Annotated in this window: 14 protein-coding genes; all 14 read left to right on the forward strand. The window is 67.5% G+C overall.

Annotated elements, in window-relative coordinates:
• Window positions 1–8: 8 nt before the first annotated feature.
• The 14 genes from ACGLHS_RS00340 to ACGLHS_RS00405 are packed head-to-tail and all read left to right on the forward strand — an operon-like array spanning window position 9 to window position 16394.
• Window positions 9–1001, forward strand: a complete 993-nt coding sequence (locus ACGLHS_RS00340) for a PDR/VanB family oxidoreductase (protein ID WP_394475838.1) — start codon at window positions 9–11, stop codon at window positions 999–1001.
• A gap of 22 nt (window positions 1002–1023) precedes the next feature.
• Window positions 1024–2337 carry an aromatic ring-hydroxylating dioxygenase subunit alpha gene (locus ACGLHS_RS00345; RefSeq protein WP_394475840.1) on the forward strand — a complete coding sequence of 438 codons (1314 nt, stop codon included), beginning with the start codon at window positions 1024–1026 and terminating at the stop codon, window positions 2335–2337.
• A complete protein-coding gene (locus ACGLHS_RS00350; RefSeq protein WP_394475842.1) occupies window positions 2337–2837 on the forward strand; it encodes an aromatic-ring-hydroxylating dioxygenase subunit beta in 501 nt (166 codons plus the stop codon). The genes ACGLHS_RS00345 and ACGLHS_RS00350 overlap by 1 nt, the downstream gene beginning before the upstream one ends.
• Window positions 2838–2844: 7 nt before the next feature.
• Window positions 2845–4470 (forward strand): AMP-binding protein, encoded by a 1626-nt coding sequence (locus ACGLHS_RS00355; RefSeq protein ID WP_394475844.1) that lies wholly within the window; start codon window positions 2845–2847, stop codon window positions 4468–4470.
• Entirely contained in the window at window positions 4467–5639 is a 1173-nt protein-coding gene (locus tag ACGLHS_RS00360; RefSeq protein ID WP_394475846.1) for a thiolase family protein, read from the forward strand. Before ACGLHS_RS00355 ends, ACGLHS_RS00360 begins: the two co-directional genes overlap by 4 nt.
• Window positions 5636–6889: an SDR family NAD(P)-dependent oxidoreductase gene (locus ACGLHS_RS00365; RefSeq protein WP_394475848.1), complete on the forward strand. Its 1254-nt coding sequence runs from the start codon at window positions 5636–5638 to the stop codon at window positions 6887–6889. Before ACGLHS_RS00360 ends, ACGLHS_RS00365 begins: the two co-directional genes overlap by 4 nt.
• Window positions 6890–6906: 17 nt before the next feature.
• The gene (locus ACGLHS_RS00370) at window positions 6907–7719 is read left to right on the forward strand and encodes a cyclase family protein (protein WP_126022767.1); all 813 of its coding nucleotides are present in this window, start codon (window positions 6907–6909) and stop codon (window positions 7717–7719) included.
• Window positions 7716–8450: an SDR family NAD(P)-dependent oxidoreductase gene (locus ACGLHS_RS00375; protein WP_394475851.1), complete on the forward strand. Its 735-nt coding sequence runs from the start codon at window positions 7716–7718 to the stop codon at window positions 8448–8450. Before ACGLHS_RS00370 ends, ACGLHS_RS00375 begins: the two co-directional genes overlap by 4 nt.
• A gap of 50 nt (window positions 8451–8500) precedes the next feature.
• Window positions 8501–9667 (forward strand): ABC transporter substrate-binding protein, encoded by a 1167-nt coding sequence (locus tag ACGLHS_RS00380; RefSeq protein ID WP_394475853.1) that lies wholly within the window; start codon window positions 8501–8503, stop codon window positions 9665–9667.
• 34 nt (window positions 9668–9701) lie between these two features.
• Window positions 9702–12167, forward strand: a complete 2466-nt coding sequence (locus tag ACGLHS_RS00385) for a penicillin acylase family protein (protein WP_394475855.1) — start codon at window positions 9702–9704, stop codon at window positions 12165–12167.
• 58 nt (window positions 12168–12225) lie between these two features.
• Window positions 12226–13368 carry an ABC transporter substrate-binding protein gene (locus tag ACGLHS_RS00390; protein ID WP_394475857.1) on the forward strand — a complete coding sequence of 381 codons (1143 nt, stop codon included), beginning with the start codon at window positions 12226–12228 and terminating at the stop codon, window positions 13366–13368.
• A 32-nt stretch (window positions 13369–13400) separates the two neighbouring features.
• Window positions 13401–14726, forward strand: coding sequence for an aromatic ring-hydroxylating dioxygenase subunit alpha (locus ACGLHS_RS00395; protein WP_394475859.1), 1326 nt, complete (start codon window positions 13401–13403; stop codon window positions 14724–14726).
• Window positions 14723–15190 carry an aromatic-ring-hydroxylating dioxygenase subunit beta gene (locus ACGLHS_RS00400; protein WP_394475861.1) on the forward strand — a complete coding sequence of 156 codons (468 nt, stop codon included), beginning with the start codon at window positions 14723–14725 and terminating at the stop codon, window positions 15188–15190. The genes ACGLHS_RS00395 and ACGLHS_RS00400 overlap by 4 nt, the downstream gene beginning before the upstream one ends.
• Before the next feature lie 40 nt (window positions 15191–15230).
• Complete coding sequence (locus tag ACGLHS_RS00405; RefSeq protein WP_394475863.1) at window positions 15231–16394, forward strand: ABC transporter substrate-binding protein; 1164 nt, start codon at window positions 15231–15233, stop codon at window positions 16392–16394.
• Window positions 16395–16415 lie beyond the last annotated feature (21 nt).

The raw sequence follows: 16415 nt of genomic DNA on the forward strand, positions 1-16415 counted from the left end.
CACAGAAGATGACCGCTCCCACCGCCACCCTCGCGCTGCGCGTCGCCGAAACGCGCGAACTCAATCCGCTGATCCGCCTGCTGCGGCTGCGCGCCGAAGACGGCCGCGCCTTGCCCGGCTTTGCCGCAGGCGCCCACATCCGCGTCCAGGTGTCGCTGCCCGATGGCAAGACCGACTGGCGCCATTACTCGCTCATCAACTTCGCGACCGCGCGCAATGCCACCAACGCGCCGACCGAGTACGTGATCGCGGTGCGCAAGGAGGCCGAAGGCCGGGGCGGCTCGCGCTTCATGCACGAGCAGCTGAAAGAAGGCGACACCATCGCCATCGAGCCACCGAAGAACGACTTTCCCCTGCACACCGGCCCTGGCGGCACGGTGCTGGTGGCCGGCGGCATCGGCGTCACGCCGCTTGCCACCATGGCCGCGCGGCGCCGCGCCGAAGAGGCGCCCGTGCGCATGCACTACGCCGGCCGCAGCCGCGAGCTGATGGCCTTCCTGCCGGAGCTGCAGGCGCTGCTGGGCGACGACCTGCGCGTGCATGCCGATGCGGAAGCGGGCGCGCCGCTCGACATCGACGCCTTGCTCGATGGCGTGCCCACCGGCGACCGCCTCTACGTCTGCGGCCCCAAGGTCATGCTCGATGCCGTGCTCGCCCGCACCCAGGCGCGCGGCTGGGAACACGATCGCGTGCACTTCGAACTGTTCACAGAGCCGGTCGCCGAAGAAGGCGACCAGCCCTTCGAGGTGGAACTTGCCCAATCGGGCCAGCGCTTCACCGTGCCGGCCGACCAGAGCATCCTCGATTGCCTGATCGAGAACGGCTGCGACCCGATGTTCGATTGCAAGCGCGGCGAATGCGGCGTGTGCGCCGTGCCCGTGCTCGAAGGCGAGATCGACCACCGCGACTACGTGCTCACCGCCCGCGAGAAGGCCGAGGGCAATGTCATCCAGATCTGCATCTCGCGCGCCAAGGGTGCGCGGCTGGTGCTCGACATCTGAAGAAATCAGGAGGCACAACACCATGACCTCGTACCGAGACAACCCCGACGCGATCCGCGCGCTGGTGCAGAACGACCGCGTGCACCGTGACCTGTACACCAGCCAGGAACTGTTCGAGCTGGAGCAGGAGCACTTCTTCGCCAACACCTGGAACTACGTCGGCCACGAAAGCCAGATCCCGAAGCCCGGCGACTGGTTCAGCAACGAGATCGCCGGCCGCCCGCTGATCGTCGTGCGCCACACCGACGGCAGCGTGCGCGCGATGATGAACCGCTGCGCCCACAAGGGCTCGCGGCTGGTGAGCGGGCCCTGCGGCAACACCGGCAAGTTCTTTCGCTGCCCCTACCATGCCTGGACCTTCAAGACCGATGGCGCGCTGCTGGCCATTCCGCTGAAGATCGGCTACGAGAACACGGCGCTGCACGAGTGCGAGTCGGCCAAGGGTCTGACGACGCTCAAGCACGTGCGCAGCCATCGCGGCTTCATCTTCGTGAAGATCAACGACGCCGGGCCCGACTTCGACGAATACTTCGGCGACTCGCTCAGCTCCATCGACAACATGGCCGACCGCTCGCCCGAAGGCGAGCTGGAAATCGCGGGCGGCTGCCTGCGCTTCATGCACCAGTGCAACTGGAAGATGTTCGTCGAGAACCTCAACGACACCATGCACCCGATGGTGGCGCACGAGTCCTCGGCCGGCACCGCCAAGCGCATGTGGGCCGACAAGCCCGAAGACGAACCCAAGCCCATGGCGGTCGAGCAGTTCGTGCCTTTCATGTCCGACTACAAGTTCTTCGAGGACATGGGCATCCGCACCTACGACCACGGCCACAGCTTCACGGGCGTGCACTTCAGCATTCACAGCAAGTACAAGGCGATCCCCGAATACGACAACGCCATGAAGGCGCGCTACGGCGAAGAGAAGACGGCGCAGATCCTCGGCATGGCACGGCACAACACCGTGTACTACCCGAACCTCACGATCAAGGGCGCGATCCAGGCCATTCGCGTGGTCAAGCCGATCTCGGCCGACAAGACGCTGGTCGAGAGCTGGACTTTCCGCCTGAAAGGCGCGCCGCCCGAGCTGCTGCAGCGCACCACCATGTACAACCGGCTCATCAACTCGCCGTTCTCGGTGGTGGGGCATGACGACCTGCAGGCCTATCGCGGCATGCAGGCCGGCCTGCACGCGAGCGGCAACGAATGGGTGAGCCTGCACCGCGACTACGACCCGTCGGAGCTGAAGGGCGGAGAGATCACCACCGGCGGCACCAACGAGCTGCCGATGCGCAACCAGTACCGCAGCTGGGTGCAACGCATGACGGAGACCATGTGATGGCTGGCATCGACACCCACTCCGAAGTCACCCGCCAGGACCTGATCGACTTCGTCGTGAACGAAGCGCACCTGCTCGACACCCGCCGCTACGAGGCGTGGAACGCGCTCTTCACCGACGACGCCTTCTACTGGATTCCGCTCGTGCCCGATCAGGAAGACGGCCTCAACCACACCTCGCACCTCTATGAAGACAAGCTGCTGCGCGACCTGCGCATCGAGCGCCTGAAGAGCCCGCGCGCGTTCTCGCAGCAGCCGCCGAGCCGCTGCCATCACCTGTTGCAGGTGCCAGTGGTCGAACAGTTCGACGCCGAGGCCAACCGCTTCGTGGTGCGCACCGAATTCCACTACACCGAATCGCAGGGCGATGAGCTTCAGTTCTACGTCGGCACCTTCTTCCATCACCTCGCGGTGCAGGACGGCGCGCTGCGCATGACGCTCAAGCGCGTCAACCTGCTCAACTGCGACGCGGCCCTGCCGGCCGTGCAACTCTTCATCTAAGGACGCGATGACACACGCCACCGTCCATCAAGTCTTCGCGGCCACTGCGGCGCGCACGCCGAAGGCCGAGTTCCTGTTCACCGAATCGGTGACCGCTGCCGCCTACGGCATTGCAGCCGGTGCGATCCGCTGGGGCGAAGCAGCTGCAGAGGTTGAACGCCTGCGTGCGGCCTATGCGCAAGCCGGCTACGGGCACGGCCACCGCGTCGGCCTGTTGCTGGAAAACCGGCCTGCCTTTCTCTTCCACTGGTTCGCGCTCAATGCACTGGGCGTGAGCGCGGTGCCGATCAACGCCGAGATGCGCTCGGCCGAATTGGTCTACCTGATCGGCCACAGCGAGATCGGCCTGGCCGTGACGCTGCCCGAGCGCGCCGGCGACCTGCGCGCGGCCGCGGCCCAAGCTGGCGTGGCCTTCGAGACGATGGGGCCCGACGACGCGATTCCCCGCGCGAAGACGGCCGCGCCGCGTGCTGGCGAGCCCATCGGTGTCGACACTGAATGCGGCCTGCTCTACACCTCGGGCACCACCGGCCGGCCCAAGGGCTGCATCCTGAGCAACGCCTACTTCCTGCGTGCGGGCGAGTGGTATGCCGCGCTCGACGGCGTGTGCAGCATCCGCCTCGATGCCGAGCGCGTCATCACGCCGCTGCCGCTCAACCACATGAACGCGATGGCGTTTTCGACCATGGTGGTGCTGGTCGCTGGCGGTTGCCTCGTGCAACTCGACCGCTTCCACCCGAAGAGCTGGCTGGCCAGCGCGAAGGAAAGCGGCGCCACCATCGTTCACTACCTGGGCGTGATGCCGGCGATGCTGCTGTCGGCACCCGCATCGGCCGCCGACCGCGACCATGCGATCCGCTGGGGCTTCGGCGCCGGCGTGGACCGCAAGAACCACGCGCCCTTTGAAGAGCGCTTCGGCTTTCCGCTGGTCGAGGCCTGGGCGATGACCGAGACCGGTGCCGCCGCCTGCATCATGGCCAACCGAGAGCCGCGCCTCGTCGGTACCAGTTGCTTCGGCCGGCAGGAAGACTTCGTGGAGATCCGCCTCGTAGGCGAGGACGGAAGCAACGTCGGCGTCGATGCGCCGGGCGAACTGCTGGTGCGCTCGGCCGGCGATGACCCCAAGCGCTACTTCTTCTCCGGCTACCTGAAGGACGAAGAAGCCACGCGCGAAGCCTGGGCCGATGGCTGGTTCCACACCGGCGACCTCGTGCGCCGCGATGCCGAGGGCAACTTCTTCTTTGTCGATCGCAAGAAGAACGTGATCCGCCGCAGCGGCGAGAACATCTCGGCCGTCGAGGTCGAGAGCGTGCTCAACCAGCACCCGGCCGTGAAGACCTCGGCCGTGGCCGCGACGCCCGATGCGGTGCGCGGCGACGAGGTGCTGGCCTGCATCGTCATGCGCGAAGGTGCCGATGCGTCACAGCGCACGCAAATCGCCGCCAGCATTGTTGAACATGCACTGGCGCAGTTGGCCTACTACAAGGCTCCCGGCTATGTGGCCTTTGTCGACGCACTGCCGCTCACGCCCTCGCAGAAGATCCAGCGCGGGCAGCTGCGCGAGATGGCGCAGTCGCTGCCGGGCCAGGGCCATTGCATCGACACCCGCGCAATGAAAAAGAGGCAGGCATGACGAAGCAACGGCTCTCCTACGAAGGCGTTGCGGTGGCCGTGCCGGTCACCGTGCCTTATGTGCGCTACTCCACGCGCACCGCGCACTGGTTCATCGGCCAGGCCATCGAGGCGCTGCTCGATGCCAGCGGCGTGACCAAGGAACAGATCGACGGCCTGTGCCTCAGCAGCTTCTCGCTCGCGCCCGACACGGCCGTGGGCGTCACGCAGCACCTGGGCCTGTCGCCGCGCTGGCTCGACCATGTGCCCACCGGTGGCGCCTCGGGCGTGATGTGCCTGCGCCGCGCCGCGCGTGCCGTGCAGGCGGGCGATGCCGACATCGTGGCCTGCGTGGGGGCCGACACCAACCACGTCGATTCCTTCCGCCAGACGCTCGGCAGCTTCAGCAATTTTGCGCGCGACGCCAGCTACCCCTACGGCTCGGGTGGCCCGAACTCGATCTTCGCGTTCATCACCGCGAACTACATGCGCACCTATGGCGCGAAGCGCGAGGACTTCGGCCGCATCTGCGTGGACCAGCGCACCAACGCGCTCGGCAACCCGAACGCGATGTTCAAGAAGGCGCTGACGCTCGACGAGTACATGGCCGCGCGGCCCATCTCCGACCCCATTCACCTGTTCGACTGCGTGATGCCTTGCGCGGGCGCCGACGCGTTCCTCGTGATGAGCGAGGAACGTGCACGCGACCTGGGCCTGGCGCACGTGGTGATCCGCGGCGCCATCGAACGCCATAACGCCTATGCCGACGATCCGGTGATGGTGCAGGGCGGTTGGCGCAAGGACCGCGACGACCTCTACGCACAGGCCGGCGTGCAACCCGCCGCGCTCGATTTCGTGCAGACCTACGACGACTACCCGGTGATCGCGATGATGCAGTTCGAGGACCTGGGCTTCTGCGAGAAGGGCGAGGGCCCGGCCTTCGTGCAGTCGCACACCATGACCTTCGACGGCAGCTTTCCGAACAACACGAGCGGCGGGCAACTGTCGGCCGGGCAGGCCGGTGCGGCCGGTGGCTTCCTCGGCATGGTCGAGGCGATCCGCCAGTTGACCGACGAAGCTGGCGCGCGCACCGTGCCCAACGCGCAACTGGGCCTCGTCGCCGGCTTTGGCATGGTGACCTACGACCGCTGCCTCTGCACAGGCGCCGTGATCCTCGGGAGATCTGCATGACGATGCCCCTGATGCGCCCCCCGCGCAAGAACCCGGTGCTGCGCACCCGGCAGATGAACCTGCCGCCCGGCGCGCGTGGCCGCGTGGCGCTCGGCCTCACGGCGGCTGCAGCCGAAGGCCGCTTCGAGCTGCAGACCTGCGAGGACTGCGGCACCGTGCAGTACCCGCCGCGCGAGGTCTGCCACAAGTGCCTGTCGGCCGCCCTGCGCTGGCGCCAGCAGAGCGGCGAGGGCGAGCTGCTCGGCAGCACCACGCTGCACCACAGCAACGACCTGTTCTTTCGCGAGCGGCTGCCCTGGCGGCTGGGACTGGTGCATCTGGATGCCGGCCCGACGCTCATGGTCCACCTGCACGGCGAGGTTGGTGACGCACCGCAGCGCGTGCGCGTGGGCGCCCGGCTCGACCGCGCGGGGCAGGCCGTTCTCATTGGTTTTCCGAATGAAGGGAGTGCCCATATGGCCGACGACAAGATGCTGCGTGAAATGACCAGTGACCCCAAGTTCCGCAAGGCGCTGGTGACCGATGGCAAGACCGAAACCGGCCAGGCCATCGTGCGCGCGCTGGTGAAGGCCGGCGCCGACATCGTCTGGGTCGGCCATGCCGAGCCGTGGAAGAAGATGGGCGACGGGCTCGACGACATCTCGGCGCTGCCGCAGGTCACGCTGGTGCCGCTCGACCTGACCAATGGCCGACAGGTGACGGAGCTGGCGGGCTCCATCGGCGGCAAGGTCGACATCGTCATCAACAACGCCGAGGTGCACCGCACCTTCGGCATCGGCGCGCGGCGCGGCACCGATGTGGCCAAGGCCGAGATGGACATCAACTACTTCGGCCTGCTGCGTCTTGCACAGGAGTTTGGCCCGGCGCTCAAGGGCCGCTCGGCCGATGGGGTGACGGGCGCGACGGCGTGGGTCAATCTGCTGTCGATCTACGCGCTCAGCAACTTCCCGCCGCACGGCACCTTCAGTGCCTCGAAGGCTGCGGCGCATTCGCTCGCGCAGTGCCTGCGCGCCGAGATGCGGCCGGCTGGCATCCGCGTGATCAACGTGTTCCCCGGCCCCATCGACGACGAATGGAACCAGCACACGCCACCACCCAAGCTGGCACCCACCGCGCTGGCCAACGCCATCGTGAAGGCGCTGCGCGACGGCGTGGAAGACGTGTACCCCGGCGACGTGGCACAGGAGTGGCTGGAGCGCTGGCGCGACAACCCGAAGGTGCTCGAGCGCGAGCTGGCTGCAGGCGGCTGAGAACAGGAGCCACACGAATGACGACAACCACCGAACTGATGTCCGCCGCCGAAATCCTCGGCGGCCTCGTGACCGCGATGGCCAGCGGCCGCATCCGCGTGATCGACCTCACGCAGACGCTCACGCCCGAGTTTCCGCAGATCGCGCTGCCGCCCGAAATGGGCCAGTGCTGGCCCTTCCGCATCGAGGAAGTGTCGAAGTACGACGAGCGCGGACCGGGCTGGTACTGGAACAACTTTTCTTGCGGCGAACACACCGGCACGCACTTCGATGCGCCGATCCACTGGATCTCGGGCCGCGACCTGCCGAACAACTCGGTCGACACGATTCCGGTGCAGCACTTCGTGGCGCCCGCCTGCGTGATCGACTGCTCGCCGCAGGTGAAGGACGACCCCGACTACCTGCTGACCCTCGAAGACATCGAGGCCTACGAGGCGGCGCATGGCCGCATTCCGAAGGGCGCGTGGGTGCTGATGCGCACCGACTGGTCCAAGCGCACCGACCCCGAGGCGTATCAGAACTTCGACGAGACCGGCCAGCACACGCCCGGTCCGAGCACGGCGGCCGTGCGCTTCCTGGTCGAGCAACGCGACGTGCTGGGCTTTGGCTCGGAGGCCATTGGCACCGATGCAGGGCAGGGCTACCACCTGCGCCCGCCCTATCCGTGCCACTACTACATGCATGGCGCCGGGCGCTATGGGCTGCAGTGCCTGAGCAACCTCGACCTGCTGCCGCCGTCGGGCGCGGTGCTTATCTGCCCGCCGCTCAAGATCGAGAAGGGCAGCGGCAGCCCGCTGCGCGTGCTGGCGCTGGTGGGGGCGTCGGCATGAGCAACGTCGCACCCAAGGTCGCGGCTGTCACCGGCGGCAGCGCTGGCATCGGCAAGGCCATCTGCGAAGACCTGCTCGCGCAGGGCTACGAAGTCGTGTCGCTGGCACGCCGCAAGACCGAGATCAATCATCCGAAGCTGCACAGCATCGAGGTCGACCTGAGCGACCGTGCCGCCACGGGCGCGGCCGTGCGCGAACTGGTCGAGCGCTTCGCACCCACCACCGTGATCCACAACGCCGGCGTCATCCGCGCCGCCTTGCTGCCCGACGTGAAGCTCGACGATCTCGATGCGCTGGTCGACCTGCACCTGGGCTGTGCGATCCAGCTCGTGCAGGGGGCATTGCCCACCATGCGCGCACAGCGCTTCGGCCGCGTGGTGCTGTTGTCTTCGCGCGCTGCGCTGGGCCTGGCCACGCGCACCAGCTATTCCGCCACCAAGGCCGGCATGTTGGGCATGGCCCGCACCTGGGCGCTCGAACTCGCGGGCGACGGCATCACGGTGAACGTGGTCGCGCCCGGCCCCATTCGCACCGACATGTTCTACGACGTGGTCGAGGCCGGCAGCGAGAAGGAACGCTCGCTCGCGGCCTCGGTGCCCGTCAAGCGCCTGGGCGAATCGGCCGACGTGGCACGCGCCGTGCGTTTCTTTGCCGCGCCCGAAAACAGCTTCGTCACCGGCCAGGTGCTATACGTGTGCGGCGGCACCAGCGTCGGCAGCCTGGCCCTCTGAGTCTTCGGTTTTCCTCACGTTCATTTCAAAACAACCTCTGGAGCATCGCCATGAAAGTCCTGAACCGAATTCGCACACTCGCGGCTGTGGCCGTGGGCCTCGGCGCGCTGAGCGCCGCGAGCGCATGGGCCGCCGATCTCAAGGTCGGTTTCATCACCTCGCTGTCGGGGCCGGTGTCGTCGCTCGGCATTCCCTACGACAAGGGCATGAAGGCCGCGCTGGCCTACAAGTCGGAAATCGGCGGCCGCAAGGTCCAGGTGATCTCGCTCGACGATGCCTCTGACCCCTCGACCGCCGCGCGCAACGCACGCAAGCTGATCGAGGAAGACAAGGTCGACGTCATCATCGGCACGGCCGGTGCGCCGGGTTCGCTGGCCATCGCAGGCGTGGCGCGCGAGACCAAGACGCCGCTCATCTCCATCGCCAACGCCGACCTGGCGGGCGAAGAGGGTGCATGGATGGTGACGCTGCCGCAACCCGCGCCCCTGATGATGGGCGCGATGGTCGAGAAGATGAAGCAGGCCGGCGTGAAGACGGTGGCCTACATCGGCTACTCCGACGCCTGGGGCGACCTCGTGTACGACGCGCTCACCAAGTCCGCGCCCGCCGCCGGCATCAAAGTGGTGAGCAACGAGCGCTATGCGCGCAGCGATTCGTCGGTGGCCGGGCAGGTGCTGAAGATCGTGGCGCTGCGCCCCGATGCGGTGATCACCGGTGCCTCCGGAACGCCGGGCGCCTTGCCTTATCTGGCGCTGACCGAGCGCGGCTACAAGGGAAAGATATACGGCATGCATTCGCTGATCAACCCCGACTTCATCCGTGTCGGTGGCACGTCGGTCGAAGGCCTGCTGGCACCCACGGGCCCGGTGGTCGTGGCCGAGCAGCTGCCTGACAGCAACCCGATGAAGAAGATCGCGATGGACTTCCGCGCCGCCTACCAGAAGGCCAACGGCGCGCCGCCCACCGACACCTTCTCGGCCTACACCTTCGATGCCTGGCTGATCTATCTCGATGCGGCGCAACGTGCGCTGGCCAGCAAGAGCGAGCCGGGAACGCCGCAGTTCCGCCTGGCCCTGCGCGATGCCATCGTGAGCACCAAGGAGCTGGTGGGCACGCACAGCGTCTACAACTTCAAGCCGACCGACCGCTACGGCTCGGACGACCGCTCGCGTGTCGTTGTGCGGCTCGAAAAGGGGCAGTGGAAGCTGGTTCCCTGAACGTCCTGCCCCTTCGATGAACGGCATCCACCCCATGCACCCGCACCTTCGTCTTCTGCGCCGTGGTCCCTCGGGCCGGCGCGCGACCGGCGTGGTCCTGCTCGCCGCCGTGCTGCTGGCCGGCTGCGCGGCCACCGCGCCCGGCGGCGGCGAGGTCACCATCAAGCGGGACCGCTATGGCGTGCCGCACGTCTACGCCCATGACACGAAGGGCCTGTTCTACGGCTTCGGCTATGCCGTTGCCGAAGACCGGCTCTATCAGTTGGAGATGGCGCGGCGTTCGGGCAACGGCAGCGTGGCCGAGGTGCTGGGGCCGGACTTCGTGGCGACCGACAAGGCGACGCGCTCCAACATCGACCCGGTGTCGATCCGCCGCCAGATCGATGCACTGAGCGCCGACGACCGCGCGATGTTCGAAGGCTATGCGGCGGGCGTCAACGCACGCATCCGCGAAGTGATGGCGAACCGCGACAGGTTGCTGCCGCGCGAGTTCATCGACAACGGCTTCGAGCCGGCGGCCTGGACCGCGGACGACGTGGCGATGGTCTGGATCGGCCTGATCCTCAACCGATTCTTCGCAGGCACGGCCGAGGTCTCGAACCTTGCGCTGCTCAACCAGCTCAAGGCTGCGCGCGGCGACGCCGTCGGCATGCAGATCTACGAGCAGTTGCGGTGGCTCGAAGACACCACCGCGCCGACCATCGTCCCGCGCGGCGGCGAACGGCATCTGGCCAGCGCCGAGCCCGGCGACGCGGCGCTCGCGCCGGTCTCCGAGCGGGCGGCGGCCGACTTCCGCGCAATGCAGGTGGCCCGCATGGGCCTTGCGGCCACCGAAGGCATGCCGACCGCCAGCAATGCCTGGGTGCTCGGCCCTTCGCGCACGAAAGAAGGCGTGGCCGTTCTGTACAACGGCCCCCAGCAGGGCTTCAACAATCCGTCGTTCGTGCATGGCATCGGCCTGCACGGCGCGGGCTACGACCTCACGGGCCTGACGCCGATCGGCCTGCTGCCGGTGCTGTTCGGCACCAACGGCACCATCGCGTGGGGCTCGACGGTGGGTTCGCTCGACACCAACGACATTTACCAGGAAGAGCTGAACCCGGCCAATCGCTACGAATACAAGTACGACGGCGCCTACCGCCCGATGACCCGGCGCACCGACGTGATCCATGTGAAGGGCGCCGCGCCGCAGCGCGTGGAGATCGATTCGACGGTGCATGGCTTCGTGCAGAGCTGGGACCTGGCAAACGGCCGCGCCTACACCGCACGCAACACATGGCAGGGCCGGGAGATCGAGACCATGATGGGCTGGGCGCGTGCCGCGCAGTCGCGCGACTGGTCCGGGTTTCTTGCGCAGGGCGAGCGCGTGGCCGCCTCCATCACCTGGTTCTATGCCGACGTGGCCGGCAACATCGGCGCCGTCGGGCTGGGGCGCCTGCCGCGCCGTCCGGCCACGCAGGACATCCGCTTTCCCGCGCGCGGCGACGGCAGCATGGAGTGGCAAGGCACCTTGCCCTTCAGCGTGAACCCGCGCGCCTACAACCCCGCGCAAGGCTACCTTGCGAGCTGGAACAACCAGATCGCCGAAGGCCTGCGCGCGGACGGGGCGAACTTCTCGCACGTTGACCGTGTCGCCGAGATCCATGCGCAGCTGCAGGGCACGGGCAAGCTGGGCGCCGACGAGATCTGGAACGTGAACAAGGGCGCGGCGCAGGCCGACCTGAATGCGCGCTACTTTGTGCCCTTCATCGTCGATGCGGCCGCAGGCCTGCCGGCCGGCGATCCGGTGCGGCGCGCTGCCGACCTGCTGGCCAAGTGGGACATGAAGAACCGTGCCGCCCCGGGCGCCGAGGTCTACGACAACCAGGCCACGACCGTGTTGCGCGCCTGGCTGGGCGCGATGTCGCGGCGCCTGCTGGCCGACGACCTGCCGCCGGCGGTCTTCGCGAGCTACGCCAACCTCGGCTACCCAACCCTCACGCCGCGCGGCTCGCCGGGAAGCGTGCAGCCTGCGGCCGTTGCCAAGCTGTTGTGGAACGCGCTGAGCGGACCGGCGTCGGGCGTGCCGCAGCGCCACGACTTCTTCAACGGCAAAGACCATCGCACGATGGTGCGCGCGGCGCTGTCCGATGCCGTGGCGGAACTGCGCACCCGCTTCGGGCCCGACATGGCCACCTGGACCACGCCGGTGGTGCGCCATCGCTTCTCGCGCATCAATGCCATCGGCGTGCCGTGGGCGGCCGCCAGCGAAGAGCCCGAGCTCAGCCCCTACATGAACCGCGGCACGCTGAGCTACCGCGTCGTGCTGCGGCCGGGTGCACTCGACATGTGTTCGGTCGCGGCGCCGGGGCAGAGCGGCTTCATCGCTCCGAACGGTGCGCACGACCGCCACTACAGCGACCAGTTGGCGCTGTTCGAGCGCTACGACTGCAAGCCGGAACGGCTCACGCCCGCGCAGGTCGATGCCGATCTCGAGTCGCGCCGCACGCTGCGCTACTGAGGCGCCGCCGAGGCATGTCCCTTCTTCTTCGCCCACCCGTCCTGCAGAGAAAGCTCTCATGAAGACAATCACCCGCCTTGGCCTCGCGTTGCTGGCTGCCCCCATTGCACTGACTGCTGCCGCGGCCGATCTCAAGATCGGCTTCATCAGCTCGCTCTCGGGCCCCGTCGCCGCACTCGGCGTGCCCTACGAAAAGGGCATCCGCGCCGCCATCGCCGAGCATCCCGAGATCGCCGGCCGCAAGGTCCAGCTGATCGTGCTGGACGATGCCTCCGACCCCACCACCGCCGGGCGCAATGCGCGCAAGCTGGTGACCGAAGACAAGGTCGACGTGCTGATCGGCACCTCGGGCGTGCCGGGTGCGATGGCCATCGCCTCGGTGGCGCGCGAGCTCAACACGCCGCTGATCTCGCCCACGCCGGTCACCATTGCCGGCCCCGAGGGTGCGTGGACGGTGACGGTGTCGCAGCCGTTCCCTCTCATGGTCGCGGGCGTGGTCGACCGCATGCAGAAGTCGGGCGTGAAGACGGTGGCCTTCATCGGTTTCTCCGACGCGCTGGGCGACCTGGCCTACGACTCGCTGGTCAAGAGCGCGGCCACGGCCGGCATCAAGGTGGTGGCGAACGAACGCTATGCGCGCAGCGATTCGTCGGTGGCCGGGCAGGTGCTGAAGATCGTCGCGGCGCGGCCCGATGCGGTGTTTGCCGGCAACTCCGGCACGCCGGGCGCGCTGCCCTACATCGCGCTCGCCGAGCGCGGCTACAAGGGCAAGATCTACGGCACGCACGGCCTCATCAACGCCGACTTCGTGCGCGTGGGCGGTGCATCCATCGAAGGCCTGCAGGTGCCCAGCGGCCCGGTGCTGGTGGCCGACCAGTTGCCGGACAGCAACCCGATCAAGAAGGTGTCGATGGGCTTTCGCGCGGCCTACCAGAAGGTCAATGGCGCGGCACCGACCGATGCGTTCTCGTCGTACACCTACGACGCCTACCTGCTGCTGGCCGATGCGGCCTCGCGCACCAAGGGCGAGCCGGGCACGCCGCAATACCGCACGGCGCTGCGCGATGCGATCGTGAGCACCAAGGAATTGGTGGGCACGCACGGCATCTACACCTTCAAGCCCGACGACCGCTACGGCTCTGACCAGCGCGGCGTGGTCATCGTGCAGATGACCAAGGGCCAGTGGAAGCTCGTCCCCTGAGCGCCACGGCCTGAGCCACCGAGTCCACCGCCATGACCACCTACCGCAATCGCCCCGATCTCGTCGCGGCGCTGGTGCAGGACGACCGGGTACATCGCGACCTGTACCTGAGCGATGAGCTTTTCGCGCTCGAGCAGGCGCATCTGTTCGCGAACACCTGGGTCTTTCTCGGCCATGCGAGCCAGGTGCCCGAGGCCGGCGACTTCGTGACGCAGGAGATCGCCGGGCGACCGCTGCTGATGGTGCGCCAACCCGGTGGCGATGTGCAGGTGCTCTACAACCGCTGCGCCCACAAGGGCACGCAACTGGTGACGGACGAGAGCGGCAACGCCGGCCGCTTCTTCCGCTGCCCGTACCACGCGTGGACCTACAAGCTCGACGGCGCGCCGCTCGCGATTCCGCTGAAGAACGGCTACGAGGGCACGCAGCTCAAGGCCTGCGAATCGGGGCAGGGGCTCGCGGCGGTGAAGCATGTGAAGGTGTACCGCGACTTCGTGTTCGTGCGCCTGTCCGAACAAGGCCCTTCGTTCGACGACTACTTCGGCGAAGTGCTCGGCGCCATCGACAACATGGTCGACCGCTCGCCCGAAGGAAAACTCAGCGTGGGCGGCGGCGTGCTGCGCAACATCGTCCACTGCAACTGGAAGATGTACCTGGAGAACATCAACGACACGGTGCACCCGATGTCGACGCACGAATCGGCCACGCAGGCCGCCGAAGCGCTGTGGCAGGGCCATGCGCCCACCGACCCCAAGCCGATGGCGATGGAGCAGATATTGCCCTTCGGCTCCGGCTACGAGTTCTTCGACAAGATGGGCGGGCGGGTGTTCGCCAACGGCCACAGCGTGCTGGGGGTGAACTTCAGCATCCACTCCAACTACGCGCAGTTGCCCGAATACGAAGCGGCGATGCGCGCGGCGCACGGCGAGGCGCGTGCGACGGAGATCCTGCAGCGCTCGCCGCAGAACTCGGTTTTCTATCCGAGCCTGTCGGTCAAAGGGTCGCCGCAAGCCATTCGCGTGATTCGCCCGCTGGCCGCCAACCGCACGCTCATCGAGGCCTGGAGCTTTCGCGCGGCGGGCGCGCCGGCGCTGCTGTTCGAGCGTGCCATGAGCTACAACCGGCTCGTGTTCTCGCCGATGTCGGTGGTCGCGCATGACGACGTGCACCTGTTCGAGAGCATCCAGCAGGGCCTGCGCGCCGACGGCAACGACTGGGTGAGCCTGCATCGCAACTACGACGCAGCCGAGTTGGCGCAACCGACCCTCACCACCAACGGCACGAACGAGCTGCTCATGCGCAACCAGTTCCGCGCCTGGGCGAAGTCGATGGTGGCGGGCATGGAGGCCGCGCCATGAAAGACCCGCGCGATTTCGTCGCCCACGAGGCGGCGTTGCTCGACGAGCGGCGCCTCGACGACTGGCTGGCCCTGTTCGCCGAAGACGGCCACTACTGGGTGCCCCTGCTCGGCGCGGCGCAGGCCGATCCGTTCTCGCACAACTCGCTGGCCTACGAAGACCGCTTGCTGCTGCAACTGCGCGTGGACCGCCTGAAGAATCCGCGCGCGCATTCGCAACACCCGGCCAGCCACAGTCAGCACGTGCTGCAGCCTTCGCGCATCGAGCGCGAGGCGGGCGACGAAGCCTGGCTGCGCACGCCGTTCCTCTACGTCGAGGCGCGCGGCCAAGACCAGCTGTTGCTGAGCGGCACTGCTCGCCACCACCTCGTGCGAGCGCCCACCGGTTCCTGGTCGATCCGCCAGAAGCGCGTCGACCTGCTCAATGCCGCGCGTGCCTTGCCGGCCATCCAGTTGTTCATCTGAGTTACCTGTTCATTCCCACCATCCTCACTGGAGCTACGACATGAAGAGCCTGATGCAGACCCTGACGCGCGGTGCCCTCGCGGCCGCGCTGACCGCCTGTGGTGTTGCGAGCGCGCTGGCGGCCGACCTGAAGGTTGGCCTGAGCGTGTCGCTGTCGGGGCCGAACTCCTCGCTCGGCGTGCCCTATGCCAAGGGCATGCAGGCCGCGCTGGCCTACAAGCCCGAGGTGAACGGCCGCAAGGTGCAGCTCATCGTGCTGGACGACGGCTCCGACCCCACCACGGCCGGGCGCAACGCGCGCAAGCTGATCGAAGAAGAAAAGGTCGACCTGCTCATGGGCACCTCGGGCGTGCCCGCCGCAATTGCGATGGCACAGGTGGGCAAGGAGGCGAAGACGCCGATGATCGGCCTCACGCCCATCCTGCTCGACGCGAACGAGAACCCGTGGGTGATGACGGTCGCGCAGCCCACGCAACTGATGATCGACGCCGTGGTCGAGCGCATGAAGCGCAACAACGTGAAGACGGTGGGCTACATCGGCTTTTCCGACGCCTGGGGCGATCTCGTGTACGACGCGCTCATGAAGGCCGCGCCCGGCGCGGGCATCAAGGTGGTGAGCAACGAGCGCTACGCGCGCGCCGATGCCTCGGTGACGGGGCAGGTGCTCAAGATCGTGGCGCTGCGGCCCGACGCGGTGATGACCGGCGGCGCCGGCACGCCGGGCGCGCTGCCGTTTCTTGCGCTGCAGGAGCGCGGCTACAAGGGTGGCGTGTATGGCCAGCACGGGCTGATCAACCCCGACTTCGTGCGCGTGGTCGGCGCGGCTGGACAGAACGCACTGATGCCCACCGGCCCGGTGATTGTGGCCGAGCAGCTGCCCGACAACTACCCGACCAAGAAGATCGCGACCGACTTCCGCACCGTGTTCCAGAAGGTCAACAACGCACCCACCAGCGATGCCTTCTCGGCCTATTCCTTCGACGGCTGGCTGGTGTTCGCCGACGCCGCATCGCGCGCGATGAAGAAGGCCGAGCCGGGCACGCCCGAGTTCCGGGTGGCGCTGCGCGACGCGATCTTCAGCACGAAGGAGGTGGTGGGCACGCATGGCGTGTACACCTTCAAGCCCGGCAGCCTCTATGGCGTGGACGAGCGCGCGCGCGTGATCGTCAAGCTCGACAACGGTCAATGGAAGCTCGCACCTTGAACCTCCCCATGCCGACGACGA

Origin of the sequence: Variovorax sp. VaC1, from assembly GCF_043658315.1 — a bacterium.
Lineage (GTDB): Bacteria > Pseudomonadota > Gammaproteobacteria > Burkholderiales > Burkholderiaceae_C > Variovorax.

Coding starts and splice junctions, on each gene's coding strand:
- ACGLHS_RS00385 (WP_394475855.1), top strand. CDS start 9,702: ATGCACCCGCACCTTCGTCTTCTGCGCCGTGGTCCCTCGGGCCGGCGC.
- ACGLHS_RS00405 (WP_394475863.1), top strand. CDS start 15,231: ATGAAGAGCCTGATGCAGACCCTGACGCGCGGTGCCCTCGCGGCCGCG.
- ACGLHS_RS00395 (WP_394475859.1), top strand. CDS start 13,401: ATGACCACCTACCGCAATCGCCCCGATCTCGTCGCGGCGCTGGTGCAG.
- ACGLHS_RS00365 (WP_394475848.1), top strand. CDS start 5,636: ATGACGATGCCCCTGATGCGCCCCCCGCGCAAGAACCCGGTGCTGCGC.
- ACGLHS_RS00360 (WP_394475846.1), top strand. CDS start 4,467: ATGACGAAGCAACGGCTCTCCTACGAAGGCGTTGCGGTGGCCGTGCCG.
- ACGLHS_RS00340 (WP_394475838.1), top strand. CDS start 9: ATGACCGCTCCCACCGCCACCCTCGCGCTGCGCGTCGCCGAAACGCGC.
- ACGLHS_RS00380 (WP_394475853.1), top strand. CDS start 8,501: ATGAAAGTCCTGAACCGAATTCGCACACTCGCGGCTGTGGCCGTGGGC.
- ACGLHS_RS00390 (WP_394475857.1), top strand. CDS start 12,226: ATGAAGACAATCACCCGCCTTGGCCTCGCGTTGCTGGCTGCCCCCATT.
- ACGLHS_RS00375 (WP_394475851.1), top strand. CDS start 7,716: ATGAGCAACGTCGCACCCAAGGTCGCGGCTGTCACCGGCGGCAGCGCT.
- ACGLHS_RS00355 (WP_394475844.1), top strand. CDS start 2,845: ATGACACACGCCACCGTCCATCAAGTCTTCGCGGCCACTGCGGCGCGC.
- ACGLHS_RS00350 (WP_394475842.1), top strand. CDS start 2,337: ATGGCTGGCATCGACACCCACTCCGAAGTCACCCGCCAGGACCTGATC.
- ACGLHS_RS00345 (WP_394475840.1), top strand. CDS start 1,024: ATGACCTCGTACCGAGACAACCCCGACGCGATCCGCGCGCTGGTGCAG.
- ACGLHS_RS00400 (WP_394475861.1), top strand. CDS start 14,723: ATGAAAGACCCGCGCGATTTCGTCGCCCACGAGGCGGCGTTGCTCGAC.
- ACGLHS_RS00370 (WP_126022767.1), top strand. CDS start 6,907: ATGACGACAACCACCGAACTGATGTCCGCCGCCGAAATCCTCGGCGGC.